Source organism: Streptomyces sp. A0592, from assembly GCF_004795115.1.
GTDB classification, from domain to species: Bacteria; Actinomycetota; Actinomycetes; order Streptomycetales; family Streptomycetaceae; genus Streptomyces; species Streptomyces erythrochromogenes.
Genome location: NZ_SSBM01000036.1, coordinates 1 through 10,853, shown reverse-complemented (window position 1 = coordinate 10,853; position 10,853 = coordinate 1). Strand labels below are relative to the sequence as shown.

Annotated in this window: 11 protein-coding genes; 7 read left to right on the top strand and 4 right to left on the bottom strand. The window is 74.2% G+C overall.

Annotated features, from left to right (window positions below; translation table 11 throughout):
• The first annotated feature begins 6 nt into the window (after nt 1–6).
• A complete protein-coding gene (locus tag E6U81_RS32550; RefSeq protein WP_136233622.1) occupies nt 7–687 on the top strand; it encodes a DedA family protein in 681 nt (226 codons plus the stop codon).
• A 96-nt stretch (nt 688–783) separates the two neighbouring features.
• On the opposite strand, the gene E6U81_RS32545 is transcribed toward E6U81_RS32550, so the two are convergent.
• Nucleotides 784–1,329 carry a gamma carbonic anhydrase family protein gene (locus tag E6U81_RS32545; RefSeq protein WP_136233621.1) on the bottom strand — a complete coding sequence of 182 codons (546 nt, stop codon included), beginning with the start codon at nt 1,327–1,329 and terminating at the stop codon, nt 784–786.
• Nucleotides 1,330–1,482: 153 nt separating this feature from the next.
• Between E6U81_RS32545 and E6U81_RS32540 the strand changes: the two genes are divergently transcribed.
• Nucleotides 1,483–2,301 (top strand): acyltransferase, encoded by an 819-nt coding sequence (locus tag E6U81_RS32540; RefSeq protein WP_136233620.1) that lies wholly within the window; start codon nt 1,483–1,485, stop codon nt 2,299–2,301.
• A 20-nt stretch (nt 2,302–2,321) separates the two neighbouring features.
• Here the strand turns inward: E6U81_RS32540 and E6U81_RS32535 are convergent, their stop codons facing one another.
• Entirely contained in the window at nt 2,322–3,188 is an 867-nt protein-coding gene (locus tag E6U81_RS32535) for a DMT family transporter (protein WP_136233619.1), read from the bottom strand.
• Nucleotides 3,189–3,294: 106 nt separating this feature from the next.
• On the opposite strand from E6U81_RS32535, the gene E6U81_RS32530 reads away from it, so the two are divergent.
• Nucleotides 3,295–3,930 (top strand): XRE family transcriptional regulator, encoded by a 636-nt coding sequence (locus E6U81_RS32530; protein WP_136233662.1) that lies wholly within the window; start codon nt 3,295–3,297, stop codon nt 3,928–3,930.
• A gap of 178 nt (nt 3,931–4,108) precedes the next feature.
• Here the strand turns inward: E6U81_RS32530 and E6U81_RS32525 are convergent, their stop codons facing one another.
• A complete protein-coding gene (locus E6U81_RS32525) occupies nt 4,109–4,513 on the bottom strand; it encodes a CoA-binding protein (protein WP_136233618.1) in 405 nt (134 codons plus the stop codon).
• A gap of 191 nt (nt 4,514–4,704) precedes the next feature.
• Here E6U81_RS32525 and E6U81_RS32520 point away from each other — a divergent pair, with 191 nt between their 5' ends.
• From E6U81_RS32520 to E6U81_RS32510, 3 genes are all read left to right on the top strand, one after another.
• Entirely contained in the window at nt 4,705–5,331 is a 627-nt protein-coding gene (locus E6U81_RS32520) for a YigZ family protein (RefSeq protein WP_136233617.1), read from the top strand.
• An 85-nt stretch (nt 5,332–5,416) separates the two neighbouring features.
• Entirely contained in the window at nt 5,417–6,586 is a 1,170-nt protein-coding gene (locus E6U81_RS32515; RefSeq protein WP_136233616.1) for an exonuclease SbcCD subunit D, read from the top strand.
• Nucleotides 6,583–9,594: an SMC family ATPase gene (locus tag E6U81_RS32510; RefSeq protein ID WP_136233615.1), complete on the top strand. Its 3,012-nt coding sequence runs from the start codon at nt 6,583–6,585 to the stop codon at nt 9,592–9,594. Before E6U81_RS32515 ends, E6U81_RS32510 begins: the two co-directional genes overlap by 4 nt.
• Here the strand turns inward: E6U81_RS32510 and E6U81_RS32505 are convergent.
• Nucleotides 9,584–10,030: an Lrp/AsnC family transcriptional regulator gene (locus tag E6U81_RS32505; RefSeq protein WP_136233614.1), complete on the bottom strand. Its 447-nt coding sequence runs from the start codon at nt 10,028–10,030 to the stop codon at nt 9,584–9,586. The two genes, E6U81_RS32510 and E6U81_RS32505, sit on opposite strands and share 11 nt — an antisense overlap.
• 94 nt (nt 10,031–10,124) lie before the next feature.
• Between E6U81_RS32505 and E6U81_RS32500 the strand changes: the two genes are divergently transcribed.
• Nucleotides 10,125–10,640: a rhodanese-like domain-containing protein gene (locus E6U81_RS32500; RefSeq protein WP_136233613.1), complete on the top strand. Its 516-nt coding sequence runs from the start codon at nt 10,125–10,127 to the stop codon at nt 10,638–10,640.
• Nucleotides 10,641–10,853 lie beyond the last annotated feature (213 nt).

Sequence of the window (10,853 nt, the reverse complement as noted above, 5' to 3'; positions counted from 1 at the left end):
GCACCGGTGCACATCCAGGAATGGCTGGAGACGATTCCGGCGGTCAGCATCTACCTCCTGGTGGGTCTGGTCATCGGCCTGGAGAGCCTCGGCATCCCGCTGCCCGGCGAGATCGTCCTGGTCAGCTCGGCACTGCTGGCCTCGCAGCACGGGGAGATCGACCCCGTCGTACTGGGGCTCTGCGCGATCACCGGCGCCATCGTGGGCGACTCGATCGGCTACGCCATCGGGCGCAGGGGCGGCAAGCCGCTGCTGGACCGGCTGGGCCGGCGCTTCCCGAAGCACTTCGGCCCCCAGCAGGTGGCCCTGGCGGAACGCTCCTTCGAGAAGTGGGGCATGTGGGCCGTCTTCTTCGGCCGGTTCGTGGCGCTGCTGCGGATCTTCGCAGGGCCGCTCGCGGGCGTGCTCCAGATGCCGTACTGGCGGTTCCTCGTCGCCAACGTCCTCGGCGGGATCCTCTGGGCGGGCGGGACCACCGCCGTCATCTACTCGGTCGGTATCGTCGCGGAACCCTGGCTGAAGCGGTTCTCGTGGCTGGCCCTGGGGCTCGCCGTGGCGTTCGGGCTCGTCGTGACCCTGGTGGTGCGCAGCCGGATGAAGAAGGCGGCCGAGGCCGCTGAGGCGGCCGGGGCGGCCGGTGCGGAGATCCCCGCGCAGCCGGCGGCCCGTGCCACCGTCGGCGAGTGACGGCGGCGGAGCCACCGCGGCCGGACCGGCCGCCGGGGAGGGCGTACTAGTGCCGTGCCGGGCGCCGCGACACGGTGAACCTTTCCGGTCACAGCACTAGACGTCCGGGGTGACCGAGGCGCGGTGCTGCTTGGCCAGCTCCACGTACATCAGGGCGTTGATGCGGATGTGCTCGCGCTCCTCCTCGGTCAGCTCGCGCCGCACCTTCGCGGGGACACCCGCGACGAGCGAGCCGGGCGGGACGACCATGCCCTGCGGGACCAGCGCCTGCGCGGCGACCAGGGAACCGGCGCCGATCACCGCGCCGTTCAGGATGGTGGCGCCCATGCCGATCAGGCAGTCGTCCTCGACGGTGCAGCCGTGCACGACGGCGTTGTGACCGATGGAGACGCGCTCGCCGATCGACACGGGGAAGCCCGGGTCCACGTGGAGCGTGCAGTTGTCCTGCACGTTGCTGTCGGCGCCGAGCGTGATCGGGCCGCAGTCGGCGCGCAGCACCGCCGAGTACCAGATGCTCGCCCCGGCGGCGAGGGTGACGTCGCCGACCGCGACCGAGGTGGGTGCGGTGAAGGCCGTGGGGTCGATGTCCGGGGTCTTTCCGCCGACACCCGCCACGAGTGCCTGGGCCGCCTGGTGCGTCATGATCTCTTCCTCTGCCGTCCGTCGTCGGGGGTCTGTCGTCCTGGTGCCGCGCCAACAGCACGGTAGGGCACACGGCCCACCGCGCCCGCGATGGGGTGAAGATCACAGGATCGTCGCCCGGACGACCGGGGCACGGCGCATTACCGTGGCCGGGTGCCGAAGAAACAGAACACGTTCTCATCTGTGGCGGCCCTGCGCCGCAGGCTGGCGAGCCGCGTGGTCCACACCGGCTGGCGCTGGATGCAGCAGGCCGGCGCCGTGACCGCGCAGACTCCGGGCCGGCTGCGGTTCGGTGCGATCGGGGACGGCACCCGGCTGGCGTTCCCGCAGGGCACGGTCTTCGGCGAGCGGTGGATCAGGCTCGGGGGGCACTGCATCATCGGCGAGCAGGTCACCCTGACCGCCGGCATGATGCCGGACCTCGACCTGGGCGCGGAACCGATGCTGGTGCTCGGCGACGGGGTGGTCATCGGCCGGCACAGTCACGTCATCGCGGACGCCCCCATCTCGATCGGTTCGAACACCTTCTGCGGGCCCGGCGTCTACATCACGTCCACGAACCACAGCTACGACGATCCGCACGAGCCCATCGGGCGGCAGTGGCCGCGCAGCGCACCGGTGGAGATCGGCCCCGGCTGCTGGCTCGGCACCGGCTCGGTGATCCTGCCGGGCGCGCGACTGGGCCGCAATGTCGTCGTGGCCGCGGGGGCCGTCGTACGGGGCGAGGTGCCCGATCACGCCGTGGTCGCGGGGGCGCCGGCGCGCATCGTACGGCGCTGGACGCCGGAGGCGGGCTGGCAGCCGCCGCTGCGGACCCCGGCGCCCGTTCCGATCCCGGACGGCATGACGTCGCAGCAGCTGCGGGGGCTGGCCGAGCTCACCGAGGCCGAGCTGGCGGAGGTCGAGCGTGCGGAGGTCGAACGCGCGGGGGCCGAGCGTGCGGGGGCCGAGCTCGCCGAGGCCGACAAGTAGGGCGCCTGTGGGGGAGCGGCTCAGCCGGCGGCCAGCAGGACCGTTCCCGCGAGGGCCAGGCCGGCACCCGCCGCCTGGACGGTGCGCAGCCGCTCCTTCAGGACGGCGAAGGCGGCGAGCGCGGTGACCACCGGGTAGAGCGAGGACAGCACGGCGGCCATGGTGACCGGGCCGTTCTGGGCGGCGACGGAGTACGTGCCGTTCGCCGCGACGTCCGCCAGGCCGACGAAGGCCAGCGCGGGCAGCAGCCCCCACAGGATCCGCGGGCCGGTGCCCTCCGGGAGGGCGGGGGCACCGCGCCGGGACTGCGCCCAGAGGGCCGCGCCGCCGACGGCGACGTTGGTGACCCGCTGTACGAACAGGGCGAGGAACAGCCCGGTGATGGTGGTGGAGGCCTGTGCGATCAGGGCCATCACCGCGCCGAAGCCGAAGGCCGCCACCAGGGTGAGGACCACGGCCTGCCGCTGGACGGGGGCGCCGCGCAGCTCGGGCCCGCCGGCGAGGACGATGCCGACGACGGCCACGGCGATGCCGGCGAACTGGCCTGGGCCGGGCCGCTCGCCCAGCATCAGCCCGGCGGCGACGGGTACGACCACGCCGAGGGAGCCGAGCGGCGAGACCACGCCCATCGGGCCGAGGGCCAGCGCCTTGTAGAAGCTGAGCATGGCGACCGGTCCGACCAGGCCGGCGGCGACGGCGAACCACAGCCGGGGGTCGGCCTCGTGCCAGGCACCGGTGCCGAGGACCACGGCGCCGAGCACGACGACGGCGACGACCTGCGAGACGACGACCACCGTGAGCGCCGGTATCTTGCGGGTCAGCAGCCCGCCGCCGAAGTCGGCGAGGCCCCACAGCACGGCTGTGGCAAGGGCGAAGAGGGCGGTCATCGGGGGCCTCGCAGTACAGTGCAGTGAACGCCGGGGTGCAGCATCGAATACGGAACACGGTAGTGCAGTCTGTTGGACTGTGTCATCCAGGATATTGGACGGAATGGTGTCGGATCTCGAACAGCTCAGCCAGGCGCTCGCCCGGAACCTCAAGAGGTGGCGCGGAGAGCGCGGCTTCACGCTGGACTCCCTGGCGGCCCGCGCCGGCGTCAGCCGCGGGATGATCATCCAGATCGAGCAGGCCCGTACGAACCCCAGCGTGGGCACCACGGTCCGGCTGGCCGACGCGCTGGGCGTCAGCATCTCCGCACTCCTGGACTACGACCGCGGCCCGCAGGTCCGGGTCGTCCCGCCCGAGCAGGTGGTGCGGATCTGGTCGAGCGAGGCGGGCAGTTCGACGACCATGCTGATCGGCACCGACCAGCGCGGCCCCATGGAGCTGTGGACCTGGCACCTGGTGCCGGGGGAGGGCACGGACTCCGTTCCGCACCCCTCCGGCACCATCGAGATGCTGCACGTCACGGCCGGGGAGCTGACCCTGGTGGTCGGCGAGGAGCAGTTCCGCGTCCCCGCCGGGGCAGCGGCCGCCTTCGAGGCCAACCTCCCGCACTCCTACCGCAACGAAGGCCCCGTGCCGATGGAGATGACCCTCGCGGTGTCGGTCCCGCCGGTGTCCGCACCGGCCCCTGCGACCGCGACCCCGACCGCGCACGCACACGGCGGCACGGCCGCGGACCGGTAGGACCAGGGGGTGTCCGGCTAGTGCTGTGACCGGAAGGGTTCACCGTGTCGCGGCGCCCGGCACGGGACCTCGCCGCGTTGTCGGACCACGCACGTACGTCCGGTACGGGCCGTGGCCCTCCGCCTTGCGATCCACCGCACCGGACACCGCGCCCCGGCAAACCTTTCCGGCCACAGCACTAGAGGACCGGGATCTCGATCGCGGGGCAGCGGTCCATCACCATCGTCAGGCCGGCCTCGCGGGTCCGGTCGAAGGCGGCCTCGTCGATCACGCCGAGCTGGAACCAGACGGCCTCGGCGCCGACGGCGGCCGCCTCGTCTGCCACGGCCCCGGCCAGCTCGCTGTTCACGAAGACGTCCACCACGTCCACCTTGAACGGGATCGCCTCCAGCGAGGCGTAACCGGGCTCGCCGTGCACGGTCTCGGCCTTGGGGTGGACCGGGACCACGCGCTTGCCGTACTGCTGGAGCACGCGGGCCACTGCGTAGGCCGCCCGGTCCCTGTTGTTGGAGAGGCCCACCACGGCCCAGGTGTCGCCGAGCTCGGTGAGGATCTTGCGAATGGTTGCCGGATCGCCGTACACGCGTGCCGCCTCCTGCTGCTGCTGTCTGCCGTCGTCTGTTGATGCTGCGCTGCTCAGCCGCATCAACCGAAAACCCGCACGCCCGATTCCCCGTGGCCCCTGGGCACAGGCCCCGCGCCCGGTGGGCCGGCCGTCGTCGCGGGCGCACAGCGGGCGCCGGGGCCGCAGGGGCCACGGTCTAGGGTGGAGCGGTGAAGGCAGACCAGTACGTGACGGTGGCCCGTGAGGGCGCGCACGAGTCGGAGATCAACCGCTCGCGCTTCCTGTGTTCGCTCGCGCCCGCCGCGACCGAGCAGGAGGCGCAGGAGTTCGTCGCGCGCATCCGCAAGGAGCACCCCACCGCCTCGCACAACTGCTACGCCTACGTCATCGGCGCCGACGCCGCCGTCCAGAAGGCCAGCGACGACGGGGAGCCCGGCGGTACCGCCGGGGTGCCCATGCTGCAGATGCTCATGCGCCGGGACGTCCGCTACGCCGTCGCCGTCGTCACCCGCTACTACGGCGGCGTGAAGCTCGGCGCCGGCGGGCTGATCCGGGCCTACGGCGGCGTCGTCGGCGAGGCACTCGACGAGCTCGGCACCGTCACCCGGCGGCGCTACCGGCTGGCCACCGTCACCGTCGACCACCAGCGGGCCGGCAAGACCCAGAACGACCTGCGCTCCACCGGCCGGACCGTGGTGGACCTGCGCTACGGGGCCGCCGTGGAGATAGAGGTCGCGCTCCCCGAGGCGGAGCTGCCCGCCTTCGAGGCCTGGCTCGCCGACAGCACGGCCGGTGCGGCCGCCCTCACCCTCGGCGGGGAGACGTACGCGCCCTGAGCGCCCCCGGGGACGGGTTAGCGTAGTGGGGTTCAGCGAGCGGGAGACGACCAGGGGGAGACTGCATGTGCGGCGGGGCCGGCGAGTGAAGTTCCTGCACACCTCCGACTGGCACCTCGGCCGGGCCTTCCACCGGGTGAACCTGCTCGGTGCCCAGGCCGCCTTCGTGGACCACCTCGTCGAGACGGTCCGCACGCACGAGGTCGACGCCGTCCTCGTCGCGGGCGACGTCTACGACCGCGCCGTGCCCCCGCTGCCCGCCGTCGAGCTGTACGACCGGGCCCTGCACCGGCTCGCCGACCTCGGCGTGCCCACCGTCATGATCTCCGGCAACCACGACTCCGCGCGCCGGCTCGGGGTCGGGGCCGGGCTGATCGGCCGCGCCGGGATCCACCTGCGGACCGACCCGGCCGGCTGCGCCGACCCCGTCGTACTGGCCGACGTGCACGGTGACGTGGCGCTGTACGGGCTGCCCTACCTGGAGCCGGCCCTGGTCAAGGACGAGTTCGCCGCGCGGAAGGTCAGCCACGAGACGGTCCTGGGCGCGGCCATGGACCGGATCCGGGCCGACCTCGCCACCCGCCCGCCCGGCACCCGCTCCGTCGTCCTGGCGCACGCCTTCGTCACCGGCGGGCAGGCCAGCGACAGCGAGCGCGACATCAGCGTCGGCGGCGTCGAAGCCGTGCCCGCCTCCGTCTTCGACGGGGTGGACTACGCCGCCCTCGGCCACCTCCACGGCTGCCAGACGATCAACGAACGGGTCCGCTACTCCGGTTCCCCGCTCGCCTACTCCTTCTCCGAGGCGGACCACCGCAAGACCATGTGGCTGATCGAGCTCGGCGCGCAAGGGGGGATCGCCGCCGCCGAGCGCATCGACACCCCCGTGCCGCGCCCCCTCGCGAGGCTGCGCGGACGGATCGACGACCTGCTCGACGACCCGGCCCACGCCGTGCACGAGGACGCCTGGGTGGAGGCCACCCTCACCGACCCGGTCCGCCCCGAAGACCCCATGGCCCGCCTCGCCGCCCGCTTCCCGCACACCCTCGCCCTCGCCTTCGACCCCGAGGGCCGCCAGGAGGAGACCGGCGCCTCCTACGCCCAGCGGCTGCGCGGCCGCACCGACCAGCAGATCGCCGAGGACTTCGTCGCCCACGTACGCGGCGGCGGACACCCGGACGAGGCCGAACGGGCCGTCCTCCAGGGCGCCTTCGACGACGTACGCGCCGACGACAGCCGCCGGGAGACCCACCGATGAGGCTGCACCGGCTCGCCGTCACCGCCTTCGGACCCTTCGCCGACCCCCAGGAGATCGACTTCGACGCCCTGTCCGGCGCCGGCATCTTCCTGCTGCACGGCCCCACGGGCGCGGGCAAGACCTCCGTGCTCGACGCCGTCTGCTACGCCCTCTACGGTTCCGTGCCCGGCGCCCGCCAGGCCCCCGGCACCAGCCTGCGCAGCGACCACGCCGCTGCCGGCACGCCCACCGAGGTCACCCTCGAACTCACCGCGGGCGGCCGCCGCCTGGAGATCACCCGCCGCCCCGAACAGGAGCGTCCGAAGAAGCGGGGCACGGGCACCACCAAGGACAAGGCGCAGAGCTTCCTGCGCGAGCACACCGGCGAGGGCTGGGAGGCGCTCAGCCGCTCCCACCAGGAGATCGGCGAGGAGATCGAGCAGCTGCTCGGCATGAGCCGCGAGCAGTTCTGCCAGGTCGTACTGCTGCCGCAGGGGGAGTTCGCGCGGTTCCTGCGCGCCGACGAGGCGGCCCGCGGCCGGCTCCTCGGCCGGCTCTTCGACACCCGCCGGTTCGCCGCCGTCGAAACCCTGCTCGGGGAGCGGCGCCGCGCCGCCGAGGCCGGCGTCCGGGCCGGCGATGAGAAGGTCCTCCACACCGCCCAGCGGCTCGCCCAGGCCGCCGGGGACAGCGCCGACCTGCGGGCCTGGCCGCTGCCCGGACACCAGCCGGGAGACCCCGGGCTGGCCGGGGCGGTCCGCGCCTGGGCGGCCGTCGCCCGCAGCTCGGCCCGGGAACGGCTCGACGTCGCCGAATACGCGCTGGCCGCCGTCGAAAGCCGGCACGCTGCCGCCCGGCGGGCCGCCGAGGACGCGCGCGAGCTCGACCGGCTCCAGCGCCGGCACGCGGAGACCGCCCGCCGCGCCGCCCTGCTCGCCGAGGCGGAGCCCGAGCGCGAGCGCGTGCGCGGCCTGCTGGACGGAGCCCGGCGGGGCGCCCTGGTGGCCCCCGCCCTGGAACTGCGCGGCGCGGCCTCCTCGGCGCACCTCGCCGCCGCGCACGCCGAGACGGCGGCGCGGGCGCAACTGCCGCCCCCGCTGCGGGAGGCGGGCGCCGAGCAGCTGGCCGCCGTCGAGCAGCGGCTGCGCGAGGAGCTGGGCGCGCTCGCCGCCGCCCACCGCGCCGAGCAGCGCAGCGCCGGGATCGGCCGCGAACGGGCCGATCTGGAACGGGAGTCCCGGGCCGCCGAGGAGCAGCACCAGGAGTCCGCCGAGTGGCTGGAGCGCTGGGAGGAGACCCGCACCGCCCTCCAGGAGCGCGCGGACGCCGCCCAGCAGGCGGCCACGCTGGCCGAGCAGCTCGCGGGCCGGCTGGAACCGGCCCGGATGAACCTGAACGCCGCCCGCAGGCGGGACGAGTTCGCCGCCGACGCCGAACGCGCCGAGGGCGAACTGCTCGACCTGCGCGAGGAGTCGGCCGCCGCGCGTGAAAGCTGGCTGGAGCTCAAAGAGGCCCGGCTGCGCGGAATCGCCGCCGAGCTCGCCGAGGCCCTGGTGGCCGGAGAGGCCTGCACCGTGTGCGGGTCCGCGGAGCACCCCGCTCCGGCCCGCCCCGCCCCCGGCCACGTGGACCGGGCCGCCGAGGACGCCGCCCACGCCGCCTTCGAGGAGGCCGAGCAGGCCCGGGCCGCCGTCGAGAGCCGCCTCGCCGCCGCCCGGGAGGCCCGAGCGGAGGCGGCGTCCGCCGCCGGGGACGCCACCACCGCCGAACTCCTGGCCCTGACCGCGGACCTGAGTGCCCGCCACGCCGCCGCCCACGCGGCGGCCGCCGGCCTGCACGCCGCCCGCGAGCAGCTCGCCCGCGCCGAACGGGAGCACTCCGCGCGCAGTGCCGACCGGCTCGACGCCGAGACCCGGGCCGCCGCCCGAGCCTCCCGCCGCGAGGCCCTGGACCGGGAGCAGGCCTCGCTGGAGGCCGAACTCGCCCTCGTACGCCGCGACGCGCCCACCGTCGCGGCCCGTGCCCGGACCCTGGAGGACCGGGTCCGCATGGTCGCCGGGGCCGCGGCCTGCCTGCGCCGGGCCGAGACGGCCGCCGCCCGGCTGAAGGAGGCCGACGACCAGCTCGCCGACGCCGCCTTCAAGGCCGGCTTCGACACGATCGAGGCCGCCGCCGACGCCGTCCTCCCCGAGTACGAACGCACCGCGCTCCAGCACCGGTCGGACGTCTGGCAGGCGGAGCAGGCCCTCCTGGCGGACCGACTCGGCGAGAGCGGCACCGCCGAAGCGGCGGCGCTGCCCCCGGCCGCACCGGACGCGGCCGAGGCCTACGCGGTCCGGGCCGCGGCGAAGCTTCGTACGGCAGGCTCCGCCTGTGACGCGGCCCGGGTCCGCTGCGCCGAGCTGGACCGGCTCTCCCGGCAGATGGAGCAGGAACTGCGCGCGCTCGGCCCGCTGCGGGAGGCCTACGACCGGGTGGCCCGGCTGGCCGGACTGACCGCGGGTACCTCCGCCGACAACGAGCGCAGGATGCGCCTGGAGGCCTACGTACTGGCCGCCCGCCTGGAGCAGGTGGCCGCCGCCGCGACGGTACGGCTGCTGCGCATGTCCGGCGGCCGCTACACCCTGGTCCACTCCGACGCACGGGCGGGCGGACGGGGGCGTTCCGGCCTCGGGCTGCACGTGGTCGACGCGTGGACCGGCAGCGAGCGGGACACCGCCACCCTGTCCGGCGGCGAGACCTTCTTCGCCTCGCTCGCCCTCGCGCTGGGCCTCGCCGACGTGGTCACCGACGAGGCGGGCGGTACGCGCCTCGACACCCTCTTCATCGACGAGGGCTTCGGCAGCCTCGACGACCAGGCGCTGGACGAGGTGCTCGACGTGCTGGACTCGCTGCGCGAGCGGGACCGCAGCGTCGGCATCGTCAGCCACGTCGCCGACCTGCGGACGCGGGTCCAGGCCCAGCTGGAGATCGTCAAGCAGCGGGGCGGCTCGGTGGTGCGCCACCGCACGGCGGCCCTCACGGACTGAGCGGCCGGCGGGGCAGCGGCGAGGAGTAGACGACGCTCGTCGTCACGGATCCGAGTCCCGAGATCCGGCCGGTGACCTCCTCCAGGTGCCCCATCGAGCGGGTCGCGACCTTGAGGACGAAGCAGTCGTCGCCCGTGACGTGATGGGCCTCCAGGATCTCCGGTGTGGCCTCCAGGAAGTCGTGGAACGGCTTGTAGTTGCCGTGCGGATAGCGCAGCCGCACCAGGGCCAGGATCGACTTGCCGAGCTTCTCCGGGTCCACCACGGCCGTGTAGCCGGTGATCACTCCGGCCTCCTCCAGCCGGCGCACCCGCTCGGTGACGGCGCTCGCGGACATGGACACGGAGCGGGCGAGCTCGGTGAAACTGGCGCGGCCGTCCCGCTGGAGCGCTTCGAGGATCCGCCAGTCGGTGGCGTCAGGGGAATAGTCGGTCATGAGGCAGGTCTAGCAGGGGATTCCCCGGTGAGACAAGGAAAAGGCCGGGGAAACCGACTTCCGGGGGTGATCGACAGATCGTAGATTTCTGGCCATGACGACGACGCAGAAGACCTCCTCCGCTCCCGCCGCCACCAACCCCGTGCTCCGCGTGCCCCCGGCCTCCCCGGCCGCGGCCGCCGCATACTTCGCCGCGAGCCTGGCCTTCCACGCGGACGTCTCGGACGTCGCTGCGGCCTTCAAGGCCCACCGCGAGACGGATGCCGAGCTGGGATTCCAGCTCGTCGACTCCCGCTCCACGCCCTCCTGGGACCAGGCGCACGTGCCCGGTGCGGTCCACCTGCCCACCGCCCTGATCCCCGAGCAGGCCGAGCGGCTCCTGGACAAGGACCTCCCGGTGGTGACGTACTGCTGGGGCCCCGGCTGCAACGGCGGCACCCGCTCCGCCCTCGCCCTCGCCGAACTGGGCTTCCAGGTCAAGGAGATGCTCGGCGGCATCGAGTACTGGATCCGCGAGGGCTTCGAGGTCGAGACCTGGCAGGGCACGCAGCAGCGCGGCGAGGCCGACCCGCTGACCGCGCCGACCGACTCGGACGACTGCGGCTGCTGACGCGCCCGGACCACGCGCCCGGACCACGCGTACGGACGTACGGACCACGCGTACGGGCCGCTCGCTCCCGGGGGAGACGAGCGGCCCGTACGGCGTCCGGCGACCGGCTGCGGTGCCGTCAGAGCTTCGAGAGCTCGTCCAGCAGGTCGTCCAGCCCCAGCGAACCCTGCGACAGCGCCGCCATGTGCCAGGCCTTCAGGTCGAAGGAATCGC

What these genes read in the sequence shown, in the direction of transcription:
- E6U81_RS32500 (WP_136233613.1), top strand. Translation starts at nt 10,125, where the DNA reads ATGACGACGACGCAGAAGACCTCCTCCGCTCCCGCCGCCACCAACCCC.
- E6U81_RS32535 (WP_136233619.1), bottom strand. Translation starts at nt 3,188, where the DNA reads ATGACCGCCCTCTTCGCCCTTGCCACAGCCGTGCTGTGGGGCCTCGCC.
- E6U81_RS32505 (WP_136233614.1), bottom strand. Translation starts at nt 10,030, where the DNA reads ATGACCGACTATTCCCCTGACGCCACCGACTGGCGGATCCTCGAAGCG.
- E6U81_RS32510 (WP_136233615.1), top strand. Translation starts at nt 6,583, where the DNA reads ATGAGGCTGCACCGGCTCGCCGTCACCGCCTTCGGACCCTTCGCCGAC.
- E6U81_RS32545 (WP_136233621.1), bottom strand. Translation starts at nt 1,329, where the DNA reads ATGACGCACCAGGCGGCCCAGGCACTCGTGGCGGGTGTCGGCGGAAAG.